Annotated in this window: 29 protein-coding genes and 1 riboswitch; of the genes, 21 read left to right on the plus strand and 8 right to left on the minus strand. The window is 51.5% G+C overall.

The features are described 5' to 3' along the window. Positions 1-53 precede the first annotated feature (53 nt). Positions 54-228, minus strand: a riboswitch (cobalamin riboswitch). Between the two features lie 332 nt (positions 229-560). Together pocR and pduF are read right to left on the minus strand one after the other, a co-directional pair. Then, positions 561-1,472: a transcriptional regulator PocR gene (gene pocR / locus C2U41_RS12365; protein ID WP_003030260.1), complete on the minus strand. Its 912-nt coding sequence runs from the start codon at positions 1,470-1,472 to the stop codon at positions 561-563. 203 nt (positions 1,473-1,675) lie between these two features. After that, positions 1,676-2,485: a propanediol diffusion facilitator PduF gene (gene pduF / locus C2U41_RS12370; RefSeq protein ID WP_103848415.1), complete on the minus strand. Its 810-nt coding sequence runs from the start codon at positions 2,483-2,485 to the stop codon at positions 1,676-1,678. 525 nt (positions 2,486-3,010) lie between these two features. Here pduF and pduA point away from each other — a divergent pair. The 21 genes from pduA (at position 3,011) to C2U41_RS12475 (ending at position 19,771) form a co-directional block, all read left to right on the plus strand. Beyond that, the gene (pduA, locus tag C2U41_RS12375; protein ID WP_003030255.1) at positions 3,011-3,292 is read left to right on the plus strand and encodes a propanediol utilization microcompartment protein PduA; all 282 of its coding nucleotides are present in this window, start codon (positions 3,011-3,013) and stop codon (positions 3,290-3,292) included. Continuing rightward, positions 3,292-4,104 (plus strand): propanediol utilization microcompartment protein PduB, encoded by an 813-nt coding sequence (gene pduB, locus C2U41_RS12380; RefSeq protein ID WP_003030252.1) that lies wholly within the window; start codon positions 3,292-3,294, stop codon positions 4,102-4,104. The genes pduA and pduB overlap by 1 nt, the downstream gene beginning before the upstream one ends. 18 nt (positions 4,105-4,122) lie before the next feature. Further along, a complete protein-coding gene (gene pduC / locus C2U41_RS12385) occupies positions 4,123-5,787 on the plus strand; it encodes a propanediol dehydratase large subunit PduC (protein ID WP_003030249.1) in 1,665 nt (554 codons plus the stop codon). Positions 5,788-5,797: 10 nt separating this feature from the next. Continuing rightward, positions 5,798-6,472: a propanediol dehydratase medium subunit PduD gene (gene pduD, locus C2U41_RS12390; protein WP_032936764.1), complete on the plus strand. Its 675-nt coding sequence runs from the start codon at positions 5,798-5,800 to the stop codon at positions 6,470-6,472. 14 nt (positions 6,473-6,486) lie between these two features. Next, positions 6,487-7,005 (plus strand): propanediol dehydratase small subunit PduE, encoded by a 519-nt coding sequence (gene pduE / locus C2U41_RS12395; RefSeq protein ID WP_016150572.1) that lies wholly within the window; start codon positions 6,487-6,489, stop codon positions 7,003-7,005. A 15-nt stretch (positions 7,006-7,020) separates the two neighbouring features. Then, entirely contained in the window at positions 7,021-8,853 is a 1,833-nt protein-coding gene (locus C2U41_RS12400; protein WP_003839013.1) for a diol dehydratase reactivase subunit alpha, read from the plus strand. Beyond that, entirely contained in the window at positions 8,843-9,193 is a 351-nt protein-coding gene (locus C2U41_RS12405; RefSeq protein ID WP_003844243.1) for a glycerol dehydratase reactivase beta/small subunit family protein, read from the plus strand. Before C2U41_RS12400 ends, C2U41_RS12405 begins: the two co-directional genes overlap by 11 nt. Positions 9,194-9,212: 19 nt before the next feature. Next, a complete protein-coding gene (gene pduJ, locus C2U41_RS12410; protein WP_001057752.1) occupies positions 9,213-9,488 on the plus strand; it encodes a propanediol utilization microcompartment protein PduJ in 276 nt (91 codons plus the stop codon). 24 nt (positions 9,489-9,512) lie between these two features. Beyond that, positions 9,513-9,977 carry a BMC domain-containing protein gene (locus C2U41_RS12415; RefSeq protein ID WP_016150574.1) on the plus strand — a complete coding sequence of 155 codons (465 nt, stop codon included), beginning with the start codon at positions 9,513-9,515 and terminating at the stop codon, positions 9,975-9,977. Further along, entirely contained in the window at positions 9,977-10,609 is a 633-nt protein-coding gene (locus tag C2U41_RS12420) for a phosphate propanoyltransferase (protein ID WP_003839005.1), read from the plus strand. Before C2U41_RS12415 ends, C2U41_RS12420 begins: the two co-directional genes overlap by 1 nt. After that, positions 10,606-11,097, plus strand: coding sequence for a microcompartment protein PduM (gene pduM / locus C2U41_RS12425; protein WP_003839004.1), 492 nt, complete (start codon positions 10,606-10,608; stop codon positions 11,095-11,097). The genes C2U41_RS12420 and pduM overlap by 4 nt, the downstream gene beginning before the upstream one ends. A 3-nt stretch (positions 11,098-11,100) precedes the next feature. After that, positions 11,101-11,376 carry a EutN/CcmL family microcompartment protein gene (locus tag C2U41_RS12430; RefSeq protein ID WP_003030211.1) on the plus strand — a complete coding sequence of 92 codons (276 nt, stop codon included), beginning with the start codon at positions 11,101-11,103 and terminating at the stop codon, positions 11,374-11,376. 8 nt (positions 11,377-11,384) lie between these two features. Then, positions 11,385-12,392 carry a two-domain cob(I)yrinic acid a,c-diamide adenosyltransferase PduO gene (gene pduO, locus C2U41_RS12435; RefSeq protein ID WP_103848414.1) on the plus strand — a complete coding sequence of 336 codons (1,008 nt, stop codon included), beginning with the start codon at positions 11,385-11,387 and terminating at the stop codon, positions 12,390-12,392. After that, positions 12,389-13,774 carry a CoA-acylating propionaldehyde dehydrogenase PduP gene (gene pduP, locus C2U41_RS12440; protein WP_103848413.1) on the plus strand — a complete coding sequence of 462 codons (1,386 nt, stop codon included), beginning with the start codon at positions 12,389-12,391 and terminating at the stop codon, positions 13,772-13,774. The genes pduO and pduP overlap by 4 nt, the downstream gene beginning before the upstream one ends. Positions 13,775-13,784: 10 nt before the next feature. Further along, positions 13,785-14,897, plus strand: coding sequence for a 1-propanol dehydrogenase PduQ (locus C2U41_RS12445; RefSeq protein WP_103848412.1), 1,113 nt, complete (start codon positions 13,785-13,787; stop codon positions 14,895-14,897). Beyond that, positions 14,894-16,249, plus strand: coding sequence for a cobalamin reductase PduS (gene pduS / locus C2U41_RS12450; RefSeq protein WP_103848411.1), 1,356 nt, complete (start codon positions 14,894-14,896; stop codon positions 16,247-16,249). Before C2U41_RS12445 ends, pduS begins: the two co-directional genes overlap by 4 nt. Positions 16,250-16,251: 2 nt before the next feature. After that, positions 16,252-16,806, plus strand: a complete 555-nt coding sequence (gene pduT / locus C2U41_RS12455; RefSeq protein WP_003030201.1) for a propanediol utilization microcompartment protein PduT — start codon at positions 16,252-16,254, stop codon at positions 16,804-16,806. Then, positions 16,806-17,156 (plus strand): propanediol utilization microcompartment protein PduU, encoded by a 351-nt coding sequence (pduU, locus tag C2U41_RS12460; RefSeq protein ID WP_003030198.1) that lies wholly within the window; start codon positions 16,806-16,808, stop codon positions 17,154-17,156. The genes pduT and pduU overlap by 1 nt, the downstream gene beginning before the upstream one ends. Before the next feature lie 4 nt (positions 17,157-17,160). Beyond that, complete coding sequence (gene pduV / locus C2U41_RS12465; protein WP_003030195.1) at positions 17,161-17,613, plus strand: propanediol utilization protein PduV; 453 nt, start codon at positions 17,161-17,163, stop codon at positions 17,611-17,613. Beyond that, a complete protein-coding gene (locus tag C2U41_RS12470; RefSeq protein WP_003030191.1) occupies positions 17,598-18,812 on the plus strand; it encodes an acetate/propionate family kinase in 1,215 nt (404 codons plus the stop codon). Before pduV ends, C2U41_RS12470 begins: the two co-directional genes overlap by 16 nt. 92 nt (positions 18,813-18,904) lie before the next feature. Continuing rightward, on the plus strand, positions 18,905-19,771 hold the full coding sequence (locus tag C2U41_RS12475; RefSeq protein ID WP_032936756.1) for a GHMP family kinase ATP-binding protein: 867 nt from the start codon (positions 18,905-18,907) through the stop codon (positions 19,769-19,771). A 40-nt stretch (positions 19,772-19,811) separates the two neighbouring features. Here C2U41_RS12475 and C2U41_RS12480 read toward each other — a convergent pair whose 3' ends face one another. The 6 genes from C2U41_RS12480 to phsB all read right to left on the minus strand — a co-directional run bounded on the left by C2U41_RS12480 (position 19,812) and on the right by phsB (position 24,797). After that, positions 19,812-20,147, minus strand: a complete 336-nt coding sequence (locus tag C2U41_RS12480; protein WP_003030187.1) for a DUF496 family protein — start codon at positions 20,145-20,147, stop codon at positions 19,812-19,814. Between the two features lie 238 nt (positions 20,148-20,385). Continuing rightward, entirely contained in the window at positions 20,386-21,444 is a 1,059-nt protein-coding gene (locus tag C2U41_RS12485) for an FUSC family protein (RefSeq protein ID WP_003030186.1), read from the minus strand. Positions 21,445-21,551: 107 nt separating this feature from the next. Next, on the minus strand, positions 21,552-22,019 hold the full coding sequence (sbmC, locus tag C2U41_RS12490; protein WP_003838984.1) for a DNA gyrase inhibitor SbmC: 468 nt from the start codon (positions 22,017-22,019) through the stop codon (positions 21,552-21,554). A 123-nt stretch (positions 22,020-22,142) separates the two neighbouring features. Then, complete coding sequence (dacD, locus tag C2U41_RS12495) at positions 22,143-23,315, minus strand: serine-type D-Ala-D-Ala carboxypeptidase DacD (RefSeq protein WP_032936755.1); 1,173 nt, start codon at positions 23,313-23,315, stop codon at positions 22,143-22,145. 139 nt (positions 23,316-23,454) lie between these two features. Continuing rightward, on the minus strand, positions 23,455-24,222 hold the full coding sequence (phsC, locus tag C2U41_RS12500; RefSeq protein WP_032936754.1) for a thiosulfate reductase cytochrome B subunit: 768 nt from the start codon (positions 24,220-24,222) through the stop codon (positions 23,455-23,457). Continuing rightward, a complete protein-coding gene (gene phsB / locus C2U41_RS12505; RefSeq protein WP_003838976.1) occupies positions 24,219-24,797 on the minus strand; it encodes a thiosulfate reductase electron transport protein PhsB in 579 nt (192 codons plus the stop codon). The genes phsC and phsB overlap by 4 nt, the downstream gene beginning before the upstream one ends. Positions 24,798-24,805: the final 8 nt, after the last annotated feature.

Here is a 24,805-nt window from a genome sequence, read left to right on the forward strand (position 1 = left end):
ATACCCAGTCTCTCGACTGTATGCATCTGAACCACCCACTTCCCACCGAAGTTGTTGGTAGTCACTGACAGGCAGGTCTTCTGGCTTAGCGTCATCCTCACCCGTCCTTCCCAATCTTGCGATCAGTGGTCCATACGGGGTCGTCAGCATCACAGCAGCGGGGGCTGCGGGGGATTCTCACCCCCTTCCCTACCACATATGTGGCAAACCTGTCAGTTCAAGAGCCTGGTTAATTAAGCTCTCTGTTATGAGGTAAATTCACGACCTCATGACAATAATTCAGTTTAATATCTTTCCGAATTCATTCAGCCAATTTCCTGGCCTTTTCCCTCATATTCATACGTTCACTTTTTGAATGAAAGTATCAGCTAAGAATAAAGAAAGTCATTCACACAGACACTGTATCTCATCACAAAAATAAAAACTGGTGCAGTTTATCCCTCTAATACCATTATTTTGTTGCGCTATGACAATTTATTGGCAGCTGTCATTATTTTTCATTTTATAATGACGGACATAGCACCATATATCAAAAATCGGCAATAGCAAAATATTGCTATTTAAGCGGACTCTCCGCGTGAAATGACATTAATTTGCTGGCGAAATGCCTGCGGCGTAACCTGATACGTTTGACGGAACACTTTGCAAAAATAGCTGGTTTGCGAAAAGCCTAAATTACGTGCAATGCTGGCTATACTCCAGTCACTGTGGCAAAGCAACTCTTTGGCACTTGCCATTCTCTGTTGGTTTACCCATGCGTTAAAACCGATACCCTGATATTTTTTGAACAATTTGCTGAAATAGTACGGGCTAAGGAAAACATGAGAGGCAACATCTTCCAGACGCAACTCGTCTGATAAATGTGCATCAATGTAGCGCAGGGCTTTTTTCATTTTACTGTCATGGGGGTTGGTACTGCGGTTAGCGCGTACCGGCTCTGACTGCTGCGGGTTATCTTTGATAACAACAAAATTGAGTTGTTTCTTAAGGCAATTTTCGACGATGAGCTTGAGTAAATCCGCTGAGGCAATGACTCGAGAATAGTCCATCTCAGGTACATTACGGAATTCGTTGACCAGCTCTGGATCGGCTTGCCAGCGGTCATCGACGTTCAGAATATCAACGAGACCTACATCGTTACTTAAGCGTACTTGTCCACAAAGCACAAACCCTACCAGGTGTCCCGCGATGACCAGCGGAATTGAGAAATCGGTAAGCCCGGCATGGCAGCGATAAATGCAAGGTTGATCGGACTTAGAGGCTTCCAACCCGCCACAGCGGTCGCTCATACGACAACGCGTACTATGCTGAGGATGCTGGCGCATCAACTGGCAAAAAGGAGTGAAATTAAAAAGCTCAGAAATTTCATCACCGTGAATATTGACAACCACAACAGCCAGACTGGTGGCCTGTGCAAAATCCTGTGCGATTTTATTAATGAGTTCTGAGTTCAGGGCACTCGCAGAAATCATGATAAAACCTCTCAGTTAATTTATTGTTATAAATAAAACATATTATTCACACATTCATTTTCATCTCGCGATCCAGCGCTCTGATGAAAGTCAGCATTGAACATAACAAAAGTCTCCCATTCTTGGGAGACTTTTTAAGCCGTTCAGGAAACCGGATCACGAAAACAGTTTTTGCCTTTCAATAATAAACATCTTTCATGAAGCTAGCTCTCGTTTTCCTCCAACTTACACGAATTACACGGTAAATTTTTGACAATAAAATAGCGATAAATTGCTGCGCCCGCACAGGCGCCGATGATGGGAGCCACAATCGGCACGATGAAATAAGGGATATCGCGCCCACCAGTCATCGCAACATCACCCCACCCGGCCATCCAGGCAAACAATTTAGGACCAAAATCACGTGCCGGGTTCATCGCAAAACCGGTAAGTGGACCGGTTGATGCGCCGATAACAGCAACCAGAATACCAATCAACAGTGGTGCCAGAGGGCCTTTGGGAACGCCGTTACCGTCGTCCGTTAGCGCCATAATCATCCCCATCAGAATGGAGGTAATCACCACTTCGACTAGTGCGGCCTGCCAGACACTCAGTGCGGCGGCAGGATACGTGCTAAAAATACTGGCAAGTTGCAGGCTTTCCAGACTGCCGCGTACCATTTGGTGGGCTGATTCATACTCAATGAATAAACTGCCGTACAACAAATAGGCCAGCATAGCGCCACCAAAGGCACCCGCTATCTGAGCGACAGAATAAGGCAGTACTTTACGACCAGGAAAACAGGCAAACAACCAAAGTGCGATGGTAATAGCAGGATTGAGATGGGCCCCAGAAATCCCGGCTGTCAGGTAAACTGCAAGCGAGATCCCCAAGCCCCATATGATGCAGATCTCCCACAATCCCAAACTGGCACCCGCGACTTTAAGGGCGCTCAGGCACCCAATACCAAAAAACAAAAATAGCCCGGTACCCAAAAACTCAGCAATACATTGCGCTCTTAGTGAATCGTTCATTGTGACACCTTCTAAGCAGAGTTCGTGTCTTTACCAGCGGACTCCTTGCTGGCAGGAAGATTACTTCAAGACTTACTATAAAAATCTGTATCGGCAAATTGTTGGCAATCTGCAAGCGACATACCCTTAAAAATCGTGTTGTGATAGCAAATTTTTGCCATCACCTTTATTAAAACAGGTGACAAAACGAGGATTCACCCTATTAAAAGTACATTTTCAAAATAATAAAATATTGCGAAAAGCAGAATTCCATTTTCAAACGATCATCACAATTTCATTTTTCTCGCATAGCAAATGATATTTAAACTGTCACTCATAAAAGTGTAAATATGGAATTAACATAACCAAATAATCATATCGATAAAGCTTAAAATAACCAACAAAAACAGTATATTACAATAACAAACAGCAATTTTATCTCACCGTAACCCCACTATTTTTTCACTCTTACTTTCAACTCAGCCATTCTTTTTCCTCGCTTCTTTTTATAGTCATGAAAATCGGGACAACCCAGGCGAGGTCTTTATGCAACAAGAAGCGTTAGGAATGGTAGAAACCAAAGGCTTAACTGCAGCCATAGAGGCCGCAGATGCAATGGTGAAGTCAGCCAATGTAATGCTGGTCGGCTACGAAAAAATTGGTTCGGGGCTGGTAACAGTTATTGTCCGCGGCGATGTCGGCGCAGTCAAAGCAGCAACAGATGCCGGTGCCGCCGCAGCCCGTAATGTGGGAGAAGTGAAAGCCGTACACGTTATCCCACGCCCGCATACCGATGTAGAAAAAATCTTACCGAAGGGAATTAGCTAATGAGCAGCAATGAACTGGTTGAACAGATCATGGCGCAGGTGATTGCTCGTGTGGCAACGCCGGAACAGCAGGCTATCCCAGAAAATAATCACCCAACACGAGAAACGGCTATGGCAGAGAAAAGCTGCAGTTTAACGGAGTTTGTCGGTACCGCGATTGGCGACACCGTCGGTCTGGTAATCGCCAACGTAGACAGTGCCCTCTTGGACGCAATGAAACTTGAAAAACGCTATCGCTCCATTGGCATCCTTGGCGCCCGTACTGGTGCGGGTCCACACATCATGGCCGCTGATGAAGCGGTGAAAGCCACCAATACTGAAGTCGTCAGTATTGAGTTACCACGTGATACCAAAGGCGGCGCAGGTCATGGCTCGCTGATTATTCTTGGCGGCAACGATGTTTCCGACGTGAAACGCGGCATTGAAGTCGCACTGAAAGAACTGGATCGCACCTTTGGCGACGTTTATGCCAACGAAGCCGGTCACATCGAAATGCAGTACACCGCACGCGCCAGCTACGCACTGGAAAAAGCCTTTGGCGCACCGATTGGTCGTGCCTGTGGCGTCATCGTCGGCGCACCAGCATCCGTTGGTGTCCTGATGGCTGATACTGCCCTGAAATCCGCCAACGTGGAAGTTGTGGCTTACAGCTCCCCTGCTCATGGCACCAGCTTCAGTAACGAAGCCATTCTGGTTATTTCGGGTGACTCTGGCGCTGTTCGTCAGGCTGTTATCTCCGCCCGTGAAATCGGTAAAACCGTACTCGGGACCCTCGGCTCAGAGCCGAAAAACGATCGTCCGTCCTACATCTGATATCAGTGAGGCTGATTCATGAGATCGAAAAGATTTGAAGCACTGGCGAAGCGCCCTGTGAATCAGGATGGCTTCGTTAAGGAGTGGATCGAAGAAGGCTTCATTGCGATGGAAAGCCCGAACGACCCCAAACCGTCGATTAAAATCGTCAACGGTACAGTCACTGAACTGGACGGTAAATCCGCTAGTGAATTTGACTTAATCGACCATTTTATTGCCCGCTATGGCATTAACCTGGCGCGCGCTGAAGAAGTCATGGCGATGGATTCGGTCAAACTGGCCAATATGCTTTGCGATCCTAACGTGAAGCGCAAAGACATTGTGCCGCTGACCACCGCAATGACGCCGGCAAAAATTGTCGAAGTCGTGTCCCATATGAACGTCGTTGAGATGATGATGGCCATGCAGAAAATGCGTGCTCGTCGTACACCATCTCAACAAGCGCACGTCACTAATGTCAAAGATAACCCCGTGCAAATTGCCGCTGATGCCGCTGAAGGCGCATGGCGTGGATTTGACGAACAGGAAACGACCGTTGCCGTTGCGCGTTATGCGCCATTTAACGCCATTGCGCTGTTAGTCGGCTCACAGGTTGGACGCCCGGGCGTGTTAACTCAGTGTTCTCTGGAAGAAGCAACCGAACTCAAACTCGGGATGCTAGGCCACACCTGCTACGCTGAAACCATCTCCGTCTATGGTACTGAACCCGTCTTTACCGACGGCGATGACACGCCATGGTCTAAAGGCTTCCTCGCCTCATCCTACGCATCCCGTGGTCTGAAAATGCGCTTTACCTCCGGCTCTGGCTCAGAAGTTCAGATGGGTTACGCCGAAGGCAAATCGATGCTTTATCTGGAAGCCCGCTGTATTTACATCACCAAAGCTGCTGGCGTACAGGGTCTGCAAAACGGTTCCGTAAGCTGCATCGGAGTCCCTTCCGCCGTGCCGTCAGGAATTCGTGCAGTGCTGGCTGAAAACCTGATCTGCTCCTCTCTGGATCTGGAATGCGCCTCCAGCAACGACCAAACCTTTACCCATTCGGATATGCGTCGTACTGCGCGTCTGCTGATGCAGTTCCTGCCGGGTACTGACTTCATTTCCTCTGGTTATTCCGCAGTGCCGAACTACGACAACATGTTTGCGGGTTCGAACGAGGATGCTGAAGATTTTGACGACTACAACGTTCTCCAGCGTGACCTGAAAGTAGACGGTGGTCTGCGCCCGGTTCGTGAAGAAGACGTTATCGCCATTCGTAACAAAGCGGCGCGTGCGCTGCAGGCCGTCTTTGCCGGGATGGGATTACCGCCAATCACTGATGAAGAAGTGGAAGCGGCGACCTACGCCCACGGTTCGAAAGATATGCCGGAACGTAACATCGTTGAAGATATCAAGTTTGCACAAGAGATCATCAACAAAAACCGTAACGGTCTGGAAGTGGTGAAAGCCCTTGCTCAGGGCGGATTTACCGATGTCGCTCAAGACATGCTCAACATCCAGAAAGCCAAGTTAACCGGGGATTACCTGCATACCTCCGCCATTATCGTTGGCGACGGACAGGTGCTATCCGCTGTCAATGATGTTAACGACTATGCCGGTCCGGCAACAGGTTATCGCCTGCAAGGCGAACGCTGGGAAGAGATCAAAAACATCCCTGGCGCACTTGATCCCAACGAGCTTGGCTAAGGGGTGAAAAATGGAAATTAATGAAAAACTGCTGCGCCAGATAATTGAAGATGTGTTGTCTGAAATGCAGACCAGCGACAAACCCGTCTCTTTCCGTGCATCTACAGCGGCAAGCGCACCTCAGGCTGCTACGGCACAGGGCGACAGCTTTCTGACCGAGATTGGTGAAGCCAAACAAGGCCAGCAACAGGACGAAGTGATTATTGCCGTAGGGCCGGCGTTTGGCCTGTCACAAACCGTCAATATTGTTGGGATCCCGCATAAGAATATCTTGCGCGAAGTGATTGCCGGTATTGAAGAAGAAGGCATAAAAGCGCGCGTTATCCGCTGCTTTAAATCCTCCGATGTGGCGTTTGTTGCCGTTGAGGGTAACCGTCTGAGCGGTTCCGGGATCTCTATCGGTATCCAGTCAAAAGGCACGACGGTTATCCACCAGCAGGGGTTACCGCCGCTTTCAAACCTGGAGCTGTTCCCTCAGGCACCGCTTCTGACGCTAGAAACCTATCGTCAGATCGGTAAAAACGCCGCGCGTTATGCCAAGCGTGAATCTCCGCAACCGGTCCCTACGCTGAATGACCAGATGGCTCGTCCTAAGTACCAGGCGAAATCAGCCATTCTGCACATTAAAGAGACCAAATACGTTGTGACAGGCAAAAACCCGCAGGAACTGCGCGTGGCGCTTTGATAAAGGATACCTCCATGAATACCGACGCAATTGAATCGATGGTTCGGGATGTGTTGAGCCGGATGAACAGCCTGCAAGGCGAGTCCGCGACTCCGTCCGCGGCAAGTTCATCAGCACATACCGCGAAAGTCACGGATTACCCTCTCGCGAATAAACATCCTGAGTGGGTAAAAACTGCGACCAACAAAACGCTGGACGACTTCACGCTTGAAAATGTTCTGAGCAACAAAGTGACCGCGCAGGACATGCGCATCACTCCTGAAACACTGCGCCTCCAGGCGGAAATCGCCAAAGATGCCGGACGTGACAGGCTGGCGATGAACTTTGAGCGCGCTGCCGAGCTAACCGCTGTTCCTGACGATCGCATTCTTGAGATCTACAACGCGCTGCGCCCGTACCGCTCAACAAAAGATGAGCTGATGGCTATCGCCGACGATCTCGAAAATCGTTATCAGGCAAAAATCTGTGCAGCTTTCGTTCGTGAAGCGGCAGCGCTGTACGTTGAGCGTAAAAAACTCAAAGGCGACGACTAACTCAGGGACAGGATCATGCGATATATAGCTGGCATTGACATAGGCAACTCATCAACGGAAGTCGCTCTGGCTACTCTGGATGAGTCTGGCGTGCTGAGCATCACCGGCAGCGCGCTGGCAGAAACCACCGGAATTAAGGGCACATTACGTAATGTGTTTGGCATTCAGGAGGCCCTTACGCTGGCGGCAAAAAACGCCGGTATCAATGTCAGCGATATTTCGCTCATCCGTATTAACGAAGCCACCCCGGTCATTGGCGACGTGGCGATGGAAACAATAACCGAAACCATCATCACTGAATCCACCATGATCGGCCATAACCCTAAAACACCGGGCGGCGTCGGGTTAGGCGTGGGTGTCACTATTACGCCGGAAGACCTTCTCAGTCGCCCGGCGGATACGCCCTATATTCTGGTGGTGTCATCGGCATTTGATTTCGCCGATGTTGCTACGATGATTAATGCTTCCGTCCGTGCCGGATACCAGTTGACTGGCGTTATTTTGCAGCAGGACGATGGTGTGTTGGTCAGTAATCGTCTGACTCATCCCCTGCCCATCGTCGATGAAGTCCTTCATATTGACCGTATCCCGTTGGGGATGCTGGCTGCCATTGAGGTCGCCGTACCAGGAAAGGTTATTGAAACGCTTTCTAACCCCTACGGTATTGCAACTGTCTTTGGCCTCAATGCCGATGAGACTAAAAACATTGTTCCGATGGCACGGGCGCTGATCGGCAACCGTTCAGCCGTGGTGGTGAAAACGCCGTCAGGTGATGTGAAAGCGCGAGCGATTCCTGCCGGAAATCTGGAGCTACAGTCTCAGGGTCGTACAGTACGGGTCGACGTTGCAGCGGGCGCCGAAGCGATTATGAAAGCGGTTGGTGAATGCCCGAAACTGGATAACGTTACTGGAGAAGCTGGCACCAATATTGGCGGCATGCTGGAGCATGTGCGCCAGACGATGGCTGAATTAACCAATAAACCCAGTCATGAAATTTTTATTCAGGATCTGCTGGCGGTCGATACCTCGGTTCCTGTCAGCGTGACGGGTGGACTTGCCGGTGAGTTCTCGCTGGAACAGGCTGTCGGCATAGCCTCCATGGTGAAATCAGACCGCCTGCAAATGGCGATGATTGCCCAGGAGATCACGCAAAAGCTCAACATTGACGTCCAGGTTGGCGGGGCCGAAGCCGAAGCTGCCATTCTGGGGGCCTTAACTACTCCGGGCACCACGCGACCACTGGCTATTCTGGACCTCGGCGCGGGTTCAACCGACGCTTCTATCATCAATCCTAAGGGCGAAATTATTGCCACGCACCTGGCGGGTGCAGGCGATATGGTCACGATGATCATTGCCCGTGAACTGGGTCTGGATGACCGTTATCTCGCGGAAGAGATTAAAAAGTATCCGTTGGCGAAAGTTGAGAGCTTGTTCCATCTTCGCCACGAAGACGGCAGCGTTCAATTCTTCCCTACGCCTCTCCCGCCAACGGTTTTTGCGCGCGTGTGCGTAGTGAAGCCCGATGAACTGGTGCCACTGCCGGGTGAACTGGCGCTGGAGAAAGTACGGGCCATTCGTCGAAGTGCTAAGGAACGCGTTTTCGTTACTAACGCACTCAGAGCGCTACGTCAGGTGAGTCCGACCGGGAACATTCGGGATATTCCCTTTGTGGTACTGGTTGGCGGCTCATCCCTGGATTTTGAAGTTCCGCAGCTGGTCACCGATGCTCTGGCGCATTATCGACTGGTTGCCGGGCGCGGCAATATTCGTGGTACCGAAGGTCCGCGCAATGCGGTTGCGACAGGGCTGATTCTCTCCTGGCATAAGGCATTCGCTCATGGAAAGTAATCTCACCACGCCAGCCATCGTTATCTTCACCAGTGCTGACTGCGCTGACGTCTGGAATGACGTACTGCTGGGTATTGAAGAAGAAGGGATCCCCTTTGTGATTCAGGAGAATGACTCAACTGACGTTATCCACAACGCATGGTTGGCCGCCTGCCAATCTCCATTGCTGGTTGGTATTGGCTGTAGCCGTGAAAAACTGGTCGTGCACTACAAAAACTTACCCTCATCAGCACCGCTTTTTACGCTGACGTATCAACAAAATAGCCACGATCGCCGCAGCATTGGTAACAACGCTGCGCGGCTGGTTAAAGGCATTCCGTTCCGGGAATGCCACTCATAACCCACAGGAGAAAAGCAGTATGAATAACGCACTGGGACTGGTTGAAACAAAAGGGCTTGTCGGCGCTATTGAAGCCGCTGATGCCATGGTGAAATCCGCAAACGTGCAGTTGGTTGGTTACGAAAAAATCGGCTCTGGCCTCATCACCGTTATGGTTCGCGGTGATGTCGGCGCGGTGAAAGCAGCCGTAGATGCTGGAAGCGCAGCCGCAAGCGCCGTTGGCGAGGTGAAATCCTGCCACGTTATCCCGCGTCCGCACAGCGACGTTGAAGCCATTTTACCTAAATCCGCATAAGTCGTTGCAACCAAGGAGCACAGCGTGAAGCAATCACTGGGATTACTTGAAGTTAGTGGTCTGGCATTAGCCATCAGTTGCGCGGACGTCATGGCGAAAGCCGCCTCCATCACGCTGGTGGGCCTAGAAAAAACCAACGGCTCAGGCTGGACGGTGATCAAGATAATCGGGGATGTGGCCTCCGTCCAGGCGGCCATTTCCACTGGTGTCAGTTTCGCTGACCAGCGAGATGGACTGGTGGCTCACAAAGTCATTTCCAGACCCGGGGACGGGATCCTGTCGCATAGTGTTGTCCTGGAGCCTGAACCAACGCCCGAACCCATACCAGCCATACCGCATGAAGAGATATTTGTAGACCATGCGGCACCCGAAGCACCGCAAGATGCAGAATTGATTAGCTGCAATTTGTGTCTTGATCCTGCCTGCCCTCGCCAAAAAGGTGAGCCGCGCACACTTTGTCTTCATTCCGGCAAACGAGGTGAAGCGTGATGGATAAACAGCAACTGGAAACCACTGTCGCTAAGGTTCTGGATGAAATGCGCGAGCGCCCGATTCCGCTGGGGATCTCTAATCGGCATATTCATCTGTGCGCTGAAGATTACGGTCGCTTGTTTCCCAATCACCCAATTAGTGAGAAAAAAGAGCTGCTGCAGCCAGGGCAATATGCAGCAGAGCAGACTGTCACGCTGGTGGGGCCAAAAGGTCAGTTAAAAAATGTGCGTTTACTCGGTCCGCTGCGCAATACCAGCCAGGTCGAAATTTCCCGTACTGACGCCCGCACGTTGGGAATTGCTGCTCCGCTGCGGATGTCGGGCAATATTCAGGGCACACCCGGTGTTCGTCTTGTCAGCCCATTTGCTGAACTGGACTTAGCATCCGGGGTGATCGTTGCCCAACGGCATATCCATATGTCGCCGCTCGATGCTCTGATTCTGCGAGTTTCCCATGGTGATAAAGTCTCGGTAGCCATTAATGGCGATGAACGTCGACTGATTTTCGATAACGTCGCCGTCCGCGTTTCGCCGGATATGCGCCTCGAAATGCATATCGATACAGACGAAGCCAATGCTGCAGGCGCTGATAATCCCCAGGCATTCGCCACACTGGTGACCTCACGATGAACAACGAACTGCTGCAACGCATTATCGAGGAGGTTGTTTCCCGATTAAAAAAACGCGCGGAAAGCACGCTCACTCTTAGCGTCGCGCAGTTACGGGAAATCGATTCACGGACAGTATGCTGCCAGTACTCGTCGCTCCATCTCCAGCAAGTGGACCTGCCATTTCTGGAGCAAATTGCCGAAGGCTGCCCAGTCAACATGTCGGTGGTAATGATTCACGACGCGCTGGCATGCGGAGTCCGCGTGAAGATTTCACTACAACACCGATTGTTACCCGCAATCCCCGTGAAAAAACTCGCGCGTCTGCCGCTGGAGTTCAGTGACGAACTGGGGCGAATCATCTTTTTGCATCCTGAGAAGCTTCTCAGCTATGCCGACGTCGCCCAATTGAGGGATGGCGTACTGGTGCTACGCCGTCGATGTGTCGTGACGGCTCTGGCTCAGGAAGCTGTCAGTCTGCGAAATGTCCAACTAATTAAGCAGGAGTGAGCTATGCATCTGGCACGGGTTACAGGCGTTGTGGTTTCCACGCAAAAATCTCCATCACTGGTGGGAAAAAAACTGTTGCTGGTACGTCGGGTAAGTGCTGACGGAGAGCTTCCTGCGTCTCCAGTGAGTGGAGATGAAGTCGCTGTTGATTCTGTCGGCGCGGGGACCGGCGAACTGGTATTACTCAGCAGCGGGTCCAGCGCCAGACACGTTTTTTCCGGCCCGAATGAGGCCATTGATCTGGCTATCGTCGGCATTGTCGACACGCTTTCTCGTTAGGAGGAACTATGGCGATTTATACCCGCACAGGTGATGCCGGAACAACAGCCCTATTTACCGGACAGCGCGTGAGCAAAACGCATCCGCGCGTGGAAGCCTACGGTACGCTGGACGAACTGAATGCGGCGCTTAGCCTGTGCGTTTGCGTGGCGAAAAACCCTCAGCACCGGCAGTTACTTGAAAATATCCAGCTGCAGCTTTTTTGGTTCAGCGCCGAACTGGCAAGCGAAAGCGAAGAACCGACGCCAGAGCAGCGCTACATCAGCTCAGAAGAAATTGCGGCACTGGAAGCTGCCATCGATATCGCAATGGGAAGAGTACCGCCCCTGCGCAGCTTTATTTTACCAGGCCGCAGCGAAGCCGCCAGCCGACTGCACTTTGCCCGAACTCTGGCACGCCGCGCAGAGAGACGACTGGTCGAGCTGTCCACCGAGATCTCCGTCAGACACGTGCTGATGCGTTATATCAACCGCCTGTCCGACTGCTTATATGCGCTTGCACGAGCAGAAGATCATGACGCCCATCAAAACGAAATCATTGAGAAAGTGGCTGAGCGCTATCTCGCTGCCGTTCAACCACCAGCCACAAAGGAGCCGACTATGTCTCTGTCTTTTCAGGAGCTCCACCAACTCACTCGCGCTGCGGTGACGAGAGCAGAAGAACTTCAGGTTCCGGTCGTCATTAGTATTGTTGATGCGAATGGGACCCAAACGGTGGCCTGGCGCATGCCTGACGCATTACTCGTGAGTAGCGAACTGGCACCGAAAAAAGCCTGGACTGCCGTGGCGATGAAAACCGCCACTCATGAGCTGACATCAGTAGTACAACCAGGCGCCGCGCTTTACGGTCTGGAAAGCCATATGCAGGGAAAAGTCGTCACCTTCGGTGGCGGGTACGCATTATGGCGTGAGGGTTTACTCCTCGGGGGTCTTGGCATCAGCGGAGGAAGCGTTGAACAGGATATGGACATTGCAGAAACGGCCATTGCGGCGATTAACGTGAGAACACATCAATGAATACTTCAGAACTTGAAACCCTTATTCGTAACATTTTGAGTGAGCAACTCGCCCCGGCAAAAGCAGAAGTTAAGGGTAACGGTATTTTTCCGTCCGTTGGCGAAGCGATCGATGCCGCTCATCAGGCTTTTCTGCGTTACCAGCAATGTCCATTGAAAACCCGCAGCGCCATCATAAACGCCCTACGCGAAGAACTGACGCCTCATCTTGCGTCACTGGCCACTGAGAGCGCTGCCGAAACGGGTATGGGCAACAAAGAGGATAAGTTCCTTAAAAATAAAGCCGCGCTGGACAACACTCCGGGTATCGAAGATCTCACCACCACGGCGCTAACCGGCGATGGCGGCATGGTGTTATTCGAGTATTCACCGTTTGGCGTGATTGGTTCTGTCGCCCCCAGTACTAATCCGACAGAGACCATTATTAACAACAGCATCAGCATGCTGGCGGCAGGGAATAGCGTTTACTTCAGTCCGCATCCGGGTGCTAAAAAGGTTTCACTCAAGCTGATTGCCATGATTGAAGATATCGCTTTCCGTTGCTGCGGAATTCGTAATCTTGTCGTCACGGTCACAGAACCCACTTTTGAGGCTACCCAGCAGATGATGGCGCACCCTAAAATCGCAGTTCTGGCGATTACCGGTGGCCCAGGCATTGTTGCTATGGGCATGAAAAGCGGGAAAAAAGTCATCGGCGCAGGTGCAGGAAATCCACCCTGCATTGTTGATGAAACGGCTGACCTGGTTAAGGCAGCGGAAGATATCATCAATGGCGCATCCTTTGATTACAACCTCCCCTGCATTGCTGAGAAGAGCCTGATTGTTGTTGATGCCGTTGCCGAACGACTGGTTCAACAGATGCAGTCTTTTGGTGCAATGCTTCTCAATAGAGAAGAGGTAGACAAACTGCGAGCCATCTGCCTACCAGAAGGCATAGCTAATAAAAAACTGGTGGGTAAAAGCCCGGCAACCTTACTGGAAGCAGCAAGAATACCGGTTCCGGCAAAAGCACCTCGATTACTGATAGGCATCGTCCAGGCGGACGACCCGTGGGTTACCAGCGAGCAACTGATGCCAATGCTCCCCGTCGTAACGGTGAGCGATTTTGATAGTGCATTAACGTTGGCCCTGAAGGTTGAAGAGGGATTGCATCACACGGCCATTATGCATTCGCAAAATGTGTCACGTTTGAACCTTGCCGCGCGCACGCTTCAGACCTCCATCTTTGTGAAAAATGGCCCCTCTTACGCCGGGATCGGCGTTGGTGGTGAAGGCTTTACAACCTTCACTATTGCGACGCCAACCGGTGAAGGAACAACATCTGCGCGCACTTTCGCACGCTCTCGTCGTTGCGTGCTGACAAACGGTTTTTCTATTCGTTAATGGGGCCGTTATGAATAGCTTTTCACTGCAAACTCGATTGTACAGCGGCCTGGGAAGTCTGGATGTGCTCAAGCGCTTCACGAATAAGCATATCTGGATTATTTGCGATGGTTTTCTCGCGCGTTCTCCCCTGATTGAAAAGCTGCGCAACGCTCTGCCAGCGGATAACCGCATCAGCATTTTCAGCGATATCACCCCCGATCCCACCATCGGCACTGTAGTTCAAGGGATTGCACAAATGCAGTCCCTGCGGCCGGACGTCGTGATGGGTTTTGGTGGCGGCTCAGCATTGGACGCCGCAAAGGCCATCGTCTGGTTCAGCCGACAGTTCGGTATTGAAATTGAAACCTGTGTCGCAATTCCCACTACCAGCGGTACGGGCTCCGAGGTAACCAGCGCCTGCGTGATTAGCGATCCGGATAAAGGCATTAAATATCCATTGTTTAATAATGCGCTTTATCCAGACATGGCCATCCTTGATCCAACGCTGGTCGTCAGCGTACCGCCAGCCATAACCGCGAATACCGGCATGGACGTGTTAACGCATGCGCTGGAGGCATACGTGTCCACGAAGGCCAGCGACTTCACCGATGCACTAGCTGAAAAAGCGGCTCAAATCGTCTTCCAGTATCTGCCTGTCGCCGTCAGCAAAGGCGAATGCCTGGCAACCAGAGGGAAAATGCACAATGCGTCAACGCTCGCGGGAATGGCATTTAGTCAGGCTGGACTGGGGATCAATCATGCGATTGCCCATCAGTTGGGCGGTCAGTTTCATCTGCCACACGGACTTGCCAATGCGCTGCTGCTGACCCATGTCATTCATTTTAATGCTCGCGATCCGCGGGCTGCGAAGCGCTATGCCCGTTTCGCTAAAGCCTGCCATTTATGCCCGGATAACGCGAACGATACAGCGGCATTGAATGCGCTCATTCATCATATCGAGCTACTCAAAAAACAGTGTGCGTTGCCTTCTTTAGTTGACGCGCTTAAAGACGGAAAGCAAGCCTGGTCGCAACGTATCCCGTCGATGGTTCAGGCCGCGCTGGCTGACGTCACGCTGCAAACCAATCCTCGTGTTGCCGACGCCAGTGCCATGCAGGAACTGCTTGAGGAATTATTATGAAGACAGCCATGACGGCAGAGTCCACGCTCTATGATGCGCAGACAATTCGCGAACGCGTTCGCGCAGCGGGTGTTGTCGGAGCCGGAGGCGCAGGCTTTCCTGCTCACGTAAAATTACAGGCGCAGGTCGATACCTTTCTGGTCAATGCGGCTGAATGTGAGCCAATGCTGAAAGTTGACCAGCAGTTGATGGCCGTCCAGGCTGAGCGACTTATCCACGGCGTTCAATATGCCATGACGGCTACCGGAGCCAGTTCCGGAATTATTGCGCTCAAAGAGAAATACCAACAGGCTATCAATGCATTAACGCCCCTTCTGCCTGCCGGGATCCGCTTACATATTTTGCCCGATGTCTACCCGGCAGGTGACGAGGTTCTGACCATCTGGATGGCAACAGGCCGGAGAGTTCCGCCTGCCGCGCTGCCTGTCAGCGTCGGCGTAGTGGTCAATAACGTCCAGACCGTGCTCAACATCGCGAGAGCAGTTGAGCAGCAGTACCCGGTTACGCGTCGTACCTTGACCGTTAACGGCGCAGTCGCCAGTCCCATCACACTCACAGTCCCTATCGGAATGTCTTTACGTGACGTTCTGGCGCTGGCCGGGGGTGCAACCGTTGACGATCCCCGCTTTATTAACGGTGGTCCGATGATGGGCGGCCTGATTACTTCACTGGATACCCCAGTCAGCAAGACCACCGGGGGCCTGCTGGTTTTGCCTAAATCTCATGCGTTGATTCAGCGGCGGATGCAGGATGAACGTACCGTGCTTTCCGTTGCAAAAACCGTTTGCGAGCAGTGCCGTTTGTGTACGGATTTGTGCCCAAGGCATTTGATCGGTCATGAATTATCCCCGCATCTGCTGGTTCGTGCGGTTAATTATCAGCAGGCAGCCACGCCGCAATTGCTGCTCACGGCCCTGACCTGCTCAGAATGCAATGTGTGTGAAAGCGTTGCCTGTCCAGTTGGGATTTCGCCGATGCGAATCAACCGCATGCTTAAACGCGAACTGCGGGCGCTCAACCATCGTTATGAAGGGCAGCTAAATCCTGAGGATGAAATGGCGAAGTACCGGCTGATCCCGGTTAAGCGCCTTATTACCAAACTGGGCCTTAGCGACTGGTATCACGATGCGCCACTGGCTGAGACTGACTACTCCACAGACAAAACGACGCTGTTGTTACGCCAGCATATAGGTGCCAGCGCTATCCCATGTGTAGAACAAGGCGAACGCGTTGTTCGCGGTCAATGCGTTGCCGATGTGCCGTCCGGTGCATTAGGCGCGCCTGTTCACGCCAGTATTGACGGTATTGTCAGCGAAATCACTGAGCAATCCATCACGGTAATAAGAGGTTAATCATGTCTCAGGCTATAGGGATTTTAGAACTCACCAGCATTGCCAAAGGAATGGAAGCTGGCGATGCCATGTTAAAAAGCGCGAATGTGAATTTACTGGTCAGCAAGACCATCTGCCCGGGAAAATTTCTACTCATGCTCGGTGGTGACGTAGGTGCCGTACAACAGGCGATTGCCACTGGAACATCTCTTGCTGGCGATATGCTCGTTGATAGTCTGGTACTCCCCAACATTCATGCCAGCGTACTACCCGCAATCAGCGGACTAAACAGCGTAGATAAGCGTCAGGCAGTTGGTATTGTCGAAACATGGAGCGTTGCTGCCTGCATCTGCGCCGCCGACCGGGCGGTTAAAGCCTCCAACGTCACGCTGGTCCGCGTCCATATGGCATTTGGTATTGGCGGCAAGTGTTACATGGTCGTAGCTGGCGATGTATCCGATGTGAATAACGCGGTGACGGTTGCCAGTGAAAGTGCGGGTGAAAAAGGCCTGCTGGTTTACCGCTCGGTCATCCCCCGTCCACACGAAAGCATGTGGCGACAAATGGTGGAAGGATAATGGAAAGACAACCCACCACGGATCGTATGATTCAGGAATATGTTCCTGGCAAACAGGTCACGTTGGCGCACCTTATCGCCAATCCCGGTAAGGATTTGTTCAAGAAACTGGGATTACCTGATTCGGTTTCTGCGATCGGTATTCTGACCATTACCCCTAGCGAAGCCTCAATCATCGCCTGTGATATCGCCACGAAATCAGGGGCGGTAGAGATTGGTTTTCTCGACCGGTTTACCGGCGCGGTGGTACTGACGGGCGATGTTTCAGCCGTTGAGTACGCGCTGAAACAGGTAACCCGAACGCTGGGCGAAATGATGCGTTTTACCGCGTGTCCCATCACCCGGACGTAATCTCATGAAACGTATCATGCTAATTGGTCCCAGCCAGTGCGGTAAAACGTCGCTCACGCAGTGCATGCGCGGAGAGGTGCTCCACTATCAGAAGACCCAGGCCATAGTCTGGTCTCCTACGACAATAGACACACCGGGTGAATATCTTGAGAACCGCTGCCTGTACAGTGCGCTGCTGGCCAGCGCCTGTGAAGCGGACATTATTGCGCTGGTACTCAATGCTGACGCGCCGTGGTCACCATTTTCTCCCGGTTTTACCGGACCAATGAACCGACCCGTTATTGGCCTCGTTACCAAAGCCGATTTAGCCAACCCGCAGCGTATTTCACTTGTGGAGAGCTGGTTAGTTCAGGCTGGCGCGCAAAAAGTATTTGTCACCAGCGCGCTGGAGAATACCGGGGTCGATGAGATGTTCATTTTTCTGAATGCAAAGGAACCTTCATGTCTCACAAAATAATGGCCATTAATGCAGGTAGTTCCTCGCTTAAGTTTCAACTACTGGCGATGCCGCAGGGTGAAATGATCTGCCAGGGGTTGATAGAACGTATCGGTTTGTCTGATGCACAGGTCACCCTAAAAACACCAGCGCAGAAATGGCAGGAGACTTTGCCTGTAGCAGATCACCGTGAAGCCGTAACGTTGCTTCTGGAAAAACTGCTCAACCACCACATTATCAGCAGTCTGGAAGAGATCGACGGCGTTGGCCACCGCGTCGCACACGGCGGGGAATCCTTTAAAGACTCCGCGCTGGTAACTGATGAAACGCTGGCAGAAATCGAGCGCCTAGCGGAACTGGCCCCTCTGCATAACCCGGTAAATGCGTTGGGGATCGCGGTATTCCGCCAGCTATTGCCCAAAACGCCAGCCGTTGCGGTGTTCGACACCGCGTTTCATCAAACGCTTGATGAGCCTTCTTTCATCTATCCCCTGCCCTGGCGTTACTATGTCGAGTTGGGTATTCGTCGTTACGGTTTTCATGGTACCAGCCACAAATACGTTAGCTCACAGCTTGCTGAAAAACTGGGTGTGCCACTCAGCGCCCTGCGCGTTGTTTGTTGTCATCTGGGCAACGGCAGCAGCATCTGCGCGATCAAAGGCGGACAATCGGTGAATACGTCAATGGGCTTTACACCACAGTCTGGCGTGATGATGGGCACGCGAAGTGGCGATATTGATCCATCCATTTTGCCCTGGATAGCCCTGCGAGAAGGCAAAACACCCCAGCAGCTCAACCAATTGCTCAACAATGAGTCCGGATTGCTCGGTGTTTCTGGCATCTCACCTGACTACCGCGACGTTGAACATGCCGCAGATACGGGCAATCACCAAGCTGCGCTGGCGTTGACGCTTTTTGCTGAGCGCATTCGTGCCACCATTGGTAGCTATATTATGCAGATGGGCGGTCTGGATGCCCTGGTGTTTACCGGTGGTATTGGCGAAAACTCCGCACGGGCGCGCGCTGCGATTTGCCGTAACCTGAATTTCCTGGGTCTGGCCGTTGATGAGGAAAAAAATCAGCGTAATGCCACCTTCATTCAAACGGAAAATGCGATGGTCAAAGTAGCAGTGATTAATACCAATGAAGAGCTAATGATTGCGCAAGACGTTATGCGTTTAGCGATATCTGAAACTGTGACATTGGGCATTCCTGCATAATACTGCCGCACCGCAAATTGCGGCAAATCATGGTAATAGCGCGATCGCCATGACACTATGCGCCGAGGATTGCTGATCACATAGGTGAAGACGTGGCTGTTGCGCAATGTCCCGCATCGTGCGGAGAACTTATCCAGGGCTGGATTCTGGGCAGTGAGAAATTGGTCTCCTGCCCGGTTGAATGGTATAGCACCGTTGAGGTCACTTCAGGTTCACCGCTGACAGATGAACGTCCACTTTCGCGGGCAATGGTTGAGAGGTTATTGCTGCACTGGCAATACCCGGCACACATGAGTCAGGATATCCGAATAGATGTCCAGTCAACCATTCCTGTCGCTAAAGGGATGGCCAGCAGCACAGCGGATATCGCCGCCACGGCAATCGCCACGGCACAGTATCTGGGGCATCAGCTAGACGAATCCACTCTGGCGCAGCTTTGCGTTTCGCTGGAACCTACCGACAGCACCGTTTTCCGCCAGCTTACGCTGTTCGATCATAACGACGCCTCCACGCAAATTGCCTGTGAATCCCAGCCTCAACTCGATCTGCTGGTTCTCGAAAGTCCGGAAACCTTGCTTACTGCTGATTATCACCGTACTCCACGTCAGTCAGGGCTACTGGCGGGCGCCCCAGCTCTGAAACGCGCATGGGAAAAGTTACAGGAAGCCTGTATCAGTCAAAACCCTTATCGGATGGGCGAAGCCGCCACGCTGAGCGCGATCGCCAGCCAGTTGCTGTTACCTAAACCAGATTTTGATTCACTATTAGCACTGGTAGAAGAATGTGATTTATATGGCGTCAACGTCGCGCACAGCGGCAGCGTCGTCGGTCTGATGCTCGACAGAAGGCGTCATGATGTGGACTACATAAAATGGATGCTGACACAGAAAAAATTAACATTGCACTGGCCGGAACAACATTTGTTGCGGATGGTAACTGGCGGGGTCGAACTGCAATAAGGGCCGCCGCTAAGCAGCGACCCAAACGAGCATAAAATCGTTACTCAGCTTTCGCATCGGCGTTTTTCACTTCGCCCATCGCTTTCAGCTTTTTAGAGATGTCGCGGCGCTCTTTAGAGATCTCAGCGTTTTTGATGATGTAATCATCAACACGATCTTCATAATCGCTTTTCATGCTGGCGATAATGCCCTGAATCGCTTCCACGCTCATTCCAGGCTTGATGTAGTCGCTCAGGTTGTCCAACAGCAGAACGCGTTTCTGGTTGTCACGGATCTTTTTCTCAACGTCCTGAATTTCACGTTGCAGTTTGTTTTTACGACGGAACAGACGAACAAATTCCAGCACGTCCTGGAAAGAAGGCTTGGTAGTTTCCATTTTTACACCCCTGATAATGTGAGATTCGGATTCGTTAAAACAACGGCTAAAGTGGGTCAACATTACTTTCATGCCCGCCATACTTCAAGTTGCATCTGCATCGACAATGCATGGTTGAAACCTGAATTATCGAGGGTAAAGCCATTGCAGTTACCAATGGTTTTAGCCTTTTTCAGTATCATACCTCTAATCTTTGCTGAATCGAAGCAGCAGTAGAACCTATCGCCTCATCTGCTCTTTATTTGCGCAGCGCGCGACAGATTAAATGTGAGAGCAACTCCAGCTGTCGCGCCATTTCCATGTTCAACCAAACGTAGCCGTGAATGGGCGTTTCTGCGACATAATCGCCTTTATGCTCAGCAATGAGCTGACGTAACTCCGCCACGGTGTCATTGAGCTTTTCCGTATTGGCAAGCACCGGCTGCGGATTCCCTTCGTACAAGGCGTGGGTTATGGTCAGTAGCGCCTGCTGCGTCCTGAGCTGAGTTTCACGCAAAGTTTGCGCATTCAGCATGACAAAGTGGCTGGTGCGGCTGGCCCAAAGTGCATTAATTTGCAGCTCAAGCATGCAGACCAGATTGCGGTTAACCGTTTGAATAGCCTCAAAAATGGATTTTTGAATACGGGTTTCTTTACTGGCGGGAACGATGAGCCCGCGCATTTTGACAACGTCGCTTAAGAGCTGCTGTAAATGCTTCTCAAGCCGCGGTTGCTCAAGCAAATTAGGGGATAGCGCGGCCTGATACACCCGATTATATCCCGTCACACAATGTGCCAATTGGATACGCCAGTGTATAAATGCCCGCTGCGGCCAGATGCCGGTAAACAACATCGCCAGTAACGAACCCAAAATAACATCGCCACCGCGCCATAACGCGGTATTCATATCTCCGGCAGGCGCCCCCACGACCACGGCAAGCGTAATGCCAATCAGCAGCGCCTGATACGGCCTTTTACCCAATGCCAACCAGCCACAGAGAAACATCGCCACCGCGCACCAGATCAGCATTAGCGGAAGCGAAAAGAGTTCCAGACGCAGGGCAATCAATCCAAGCACCGAGCCCAGGATCGTTCCGCCTATACGCTCAAACGCTCTGGGAACAACGTTACCCCAAAAAGAAATTGGCCCCATAATCACCACTAGCGTGATCAGAGGCCATGTACCTTCGGGAATGTTTAACAGGCGTACCAACAGAAAAGTAAGAAGAAACGCCAGCGCAATGCGAATGCCATGCACCACACGATAATGACGATACAAACGAATTTCAAAAGGACTCAGCGACTTATCTGCACGCACTCATGCACTCCGTCAGGGAATAGCAAAAAAGCGAATTGTACCTGTTTTTACGGTGAAAACATCATCCTGATGACCAGGACATTCATCCTGATTTGCACCAAAAACAGTTACTTCAACTGTACCGGCACGTACATTTCAATGTCCCAGTAACCGTCCTCCATGCCGTTGTTCAGATAAACTTCAAAACAGGGTTTAGCGGCTATCGCATACGTCGAATCCTGCATCAGGCGCTCAAAAAACTGATACCACGGCGTCGCGAAGTCATGATTTTCAACGCGCGCAACGGCTATAGCATAGTCGCCACCTGCCAGCTCGGTCTGGATCACCCCTTCACTGTTTTCCGGGATCTCAAAACCTTCAGGCACAGACACCACGGTATCACAACGCAGTTTTTCCGCCGGAACAACGTCAGGATTGTCGTAATAAACGGCTATCCATTCCAGCGGTACGATCTGCTTACCGTCGACCCACATCATTAACTGTTCGAAACCTTGCTTTACCGTTTGTTCCCACGGTCCAACCATATGGAAACCGGCAATTATGCGTTTCTCGACCTGCTTTATCTCGTACTCCATATAACCTCCGTTATTACACTGTATTTATATACAGTTTAATTTTTAGGTATGACGGCCACAAGGAATCAGTGATTATTATGTGAGCAGATTCGCACTCTTGCCAGTCAGGCACATCAGGAAAAACTACGCCTTATGGCGGAAGTAATCGCTCAGACGCGAGAAGACGCCACCTTCGTTGACAGACTCCAGCGTAACCAGAGGCCAGTGCGCCACCAGTTTATCCCGATCGTAGAGTTCAATTTCCCCCACACGTTGATGGGCAGCGATGGGGGCGACCAGTTCTTTCTTATCAAGAACATATTTTGCCTTGATATTCGCGACTTCGGCTTTAGGCAGGGCCATCCAGAAATCCTGCTCTGTGCCAAGGCTAATTTTTTCTTTATCGCCATACCAGATCCGTTCAATACCGACCTGCTTACCGCTACGTAAAACCTGCACGGTATCGAAGTTCTTTTGTCCCCATTGCAGCAATTTTCTCGCCTGGTCTTCACGTCCTTTCGCACTCTCCGCCCCCATCACAACCGCAATCAGGCGGCGCTGCCCATCAACAGCAGAAGCAATCAGGTTGAATCCAGCGCCGGAGGTATGCCCAGTCTTCAGACCGTCGACGTTCATGGTTTTATCCCACAACAAACCGTTACGGTTTTGCTGCGTGATTCCGTTCCAGGTAAGGCTTTTTTCACTGTACATATGGTAGAAATCCGGCTCTCCATGGATGATAGCTCGCGACAGCACGGCCAGATCGTAAGCTGAGCTATGCTGACCTGGCGCATCCAGACCATGTACCGTTTCAAAATGCGTGTCACGCAGGTTCAGCTTTTGCACATAGTTGTTCATCATCGCGACAAACTGTGGCTGCCCTCCGGCGATGTAATCCGCCAGCGCCACACAGGCATCATTACCGGAATCAACAATTAACCCGCGACTCAGGTCGCGCACAGAAACGCGATCCCCTTCTTTCAGGAACATTAAGGATGAACCGACGAATACCGGATTATCTTTCGCCCAGGCGTCGCGCCCAACGGTGACAATATCTGTCGGACTAATACGCTTGCTGTCGATTGCGCGATCGACAACATAACCAGTCATCAGCTTGGTCAGGCTGGCAGGGTTGCGCTGCTGGTGTTCATTTCCGGCTGTCAGGATTTGGCCCGTGGTGTAATCCATTAATACCCACGCTCCGGCATTAATCGCAGGTGGCTGTGGGGAAAAGCTTACGACCTCGGTCGCGTACGCGGGCGAAAAACTCATCGCAAAGAGTGAAGCGGCAATAAACAAACGGCGTTTCAACAGCATGTCCTCAGGAAATGGAAAAATAGCCGTTCTTTTTACGGAAGTTCTGGCGAACAAACATGGATAAATTGCAAGAAAATGTGACATAAGGCACATTTTCTTGCTGTAAGGAAAGGTTTTCAGATATCAACCGCGGCGGGCATTAGCCTTTGCGCGGTGCTGTCTCTGCGTGATGGCTGCGATGACGATGATAGCCATCTATCATGCTGCGGAAAATTTGCCCCGGTGTGTCACCCAGCGTGCACAGGTAAATATGTGCACAGATGAACAGTAAGCCGACAATCGCCAACACCATATGCAGCACCAGCATCACAGGCCCTGCCCCTATTACCTGCGGGTAGAGACATAACAACCCGGTAATGATCAACAGCGGAACCAGCGCATACATGATGGCCAGATAAGCCAACTGTTGTAGCGGGTTAAATTTACTCTCTGCCGTTGCTGCAAACGGGTGCGGCTCACCTTTCATGATGCCATACAGATAAAAGCGCGTTTGCAACAAGCAGCGTGATATCAACCCGTTAAGCTTCACCCGATAATGACAACCGTTGCCGCTGGTTGCGTTGATTAGCACAAAACCAACCCAGAAGGCCAACAGGGCGAAACCGCACCAGGTATGTACCTGCACCATCAATGCCACCGGTCCGACAGAGAAGTGCCCAAACAGGCCACTCAGCAGAAGCAGGATAAAAAGCAGCGCATTACCCCAGTGCCAGCGGCGAACTGCCAGCGAATAGAGGTAATCCCGATGTTCTTCTCCAGTAGCTGTTTTGGGTGACAGCATCCGACGTAACAGCGCGTGTATAACCAGGCCCGCAATCATCAGCACAATAACAACGCCTGCATAAATGAGCCACAGCGGCCAGTAGTCCGGCGCATAGTTAAGCTCTGCTCCCCAGATAGAATTCATGCTTTACCCTCCTGATGGATCTCTTTACGCCGATAAACACTCACCGGGCCGCTACGCGTATCCTGCTGGCGATAAACCTCTTTTTGATTTATCCAGTGCTGAATTTCCGGGTCGTCACGACGACCAAATTTCAGCGCATCCGTCGGGCAAACGGAAACGCAGGCGGGCGATTGTCCAGTCTCCAGCCGGGTATCTGCGCAAAAGTTACATTTGTCGGCAATTCCCGTTTGCGGATTGAGATAACGGACGTGGAACGGACAAGCGGCAACGCAATAGTCACAGCCAATACAGCGAGACTTATCCACTTGCACAATGCCATTTTCGTCGCGAAATGACGCACCGGTCGGACAAACGCTGACACACGGCGCATCTTCACAATGCTGACAGGAAACGCGAACAAACTGGAAGTGGGATAGCACCTCGGGTTCATGTTCGGGTGAACGGATCTGCACCTGTAGACGGCTAAATCCCTCTGGCACGTCATTCAAAACTTTGCAGGCAACCGTACATGCCTGACAGCCGATACAGCGTTTCTCGTCATGCAGCATGACATAAGGGTTTGTTGCTTGATTCATGATGTTCT

Source organism: Citrobacter freundii complex sp. CFNIH4, from assembly GCF_002934505.1.
Taxonomy (GTDB): domain Bacteria; phylum Pseudomonadota; class Gammaproteobacteria; order Enterobacterales; family Enterobacteriaceae; genus Citrobacter; species Citrobacter freundii.

Bases quoted from the DNA above. Each gene is read 5' to 3' on its own strand.
- pocR (WP_003030260.1), bottom strand. From the start codon at position 1,472: ATGATTTCTGCGAGTGCCCTGAACTCAGAACTCATTAATAAAATCGCA.
- pduF (WP_103848415.1), bottom strand. From the start codon at position 2,485: ATGAACGATTCACTAAGAGCGCAATGTATTGCTGAGTTTTTGGGTACC.
- pduA (WP_003030255.1), top strand. From the start codon at position 3,011: ATGCAACAAGAAGCGTTAGGAATGGTAGAAACCAAAGGCTTAACTGCA.
- pduB (WP_003030252.1), top strand. From the start codon at position 3,292: ATGAGCAGCAATGAACTGGTTGAACAGATCATGGCGCAGGTGATTGCT.
- pduC (WP_003030249.1), top strand. From the start codon at position 4,123: ATGAGATCGAAAAGATTTGAAGCACTGGCGAAGCGCCCTGTGAATCAG.
- pduD (WP_032936764.1), top strand. From the start codon at position 5,798: ATGGAAATTAATGAAAAACTGCTGCGCCAGATAATTGAAGATGTGTTG.
- pduE (WP_016150572.1), top strand. From the start codon at position 6,487: ATGAATACCGACGCAATTGAATCGATGGTTCGGGATGTGTTGAGCCGG.
- C2U41_RS12400 (WP_003839013.1), top strand. From the start codon at position 7,021: ATGCGATATATAGCTGGCATTGACATAGGCAACTCATCAACGGAAGTC.
- C2U41_RS12405 (WP_003844243.1), top strand. From the start codon at position 8,843: ATGGAAAGTAATCTCACCACGCCAGCCATCGTTATCTTCACCAGTGCT.
- pduJ (WP_001057752.1), top strand. From the start codon at position 9,213: ATGAATAACGCACTGGGACTGGTTGAAACAAAAGGGCTTGTCGGCGCT.
- C2U41_RS12420 (WP_003839005.1), top strand. From the start codon at position 9,977: ATGGATAAACAGCAACTGGAAACCACTGTCGCTAAGGTTCTGGATGAA.
- pduM (WP_003839004.1), top strand. From the start codon at position 10,606: ATGAACAACGAACTGCTGCAACGCATTATCGAGGAGGTTGTTTCCCGA.
- C2U41_RS12430 (WP_003030211.1), top strand. From the start codon at position 11,101: ATGCATCTGGCACGGGTTACAGGCGTTGTGGTTTCCACGCAAAAATCT.
- pduO (WP_103848414.1), top strand. From the start codon at position 11,385: ATGGCGATTTATACCCGCACAGGTGATGCCGGAACAACAGCCCTATTT.
- pduP (WP_103848413.1), top strand. From the start codon at position 12,389: ATGAATACTTCAGAACTTGAAACCCTTATTCGTAACATTTTGAGTGAG.
- C2U41_RS12445 (WP_103848412.1), top strand. From the start codon at position 13,785: ATGAATAGCTTTTCACTGCAAACTCGATTGTACAGCGGCCTGGGAAGT.
- pduS (WP_103848411.1), top strand. From the start codon at position 14,894: ATGAAGACAGCCATGACGGCAGAGTCCACGCTCTATGATGCGCAGACA.
- pduT (WP_003030201.1), top strand. From the start codon at position 16,252: ATGTCTCAGGCTATAGGGATTTTAGAACTCACCAGCATTGCCAAAGGA.
- pduU (WP_003030198.1), top strand. From the start codon at position 16,806: ATGGAAAGACAACCCACCACGGATCGTATGATTCAGGAATATGTTCCT.
- pduV (WP_003030195.1), top strand. From the start codon at position 17,161: ATGAAACGTATCATGCTAATTGGTCCCAGCCAGTGCGGTAAAACGTCG.
- C2U41_RS12470 (WP_003030191.1), top strand. From the start codon at position 17,598: ATGTCTCACAAAATAATGGCCATTAATGCAGGTAGTTCCTCGCTTAAG.
- C2U41_RS12480 (WP_003030187.1), bottom strand. From the start codon at position 20,147: ATGGAAACTACCAAGCCTTCTTTCCAGGACGTGCTGGAATTTGTTCGT.
- sbmC (WP_003838984.1), bottom strand. From the start codon at position 22,019: ATGGAGTACGAGATAAAGCAGGTCGAGAAACGCATAATTGCCGGTTTC.
- dacD (WP_032936755.1), bottom strand. From the start codon at position 23,315: ATGCTGTTGAAACGCCGTTTGTTTATTGCCGCTTCACTCTTTGCGATG.
- phsC (WP_032936754.1), bottom strand. From the start codon at position 24,222: ATGAATTCTATCTGGGGAGCAGAGCTTAACTATGCGCCGGACTACTGG.
- phsB (WP_003838976.1), bottom strand. From the start codon at position 24,797: ATGAATCAAGCAACAAACCCTTATGTCATGCTGCATGACGAGAAACGC.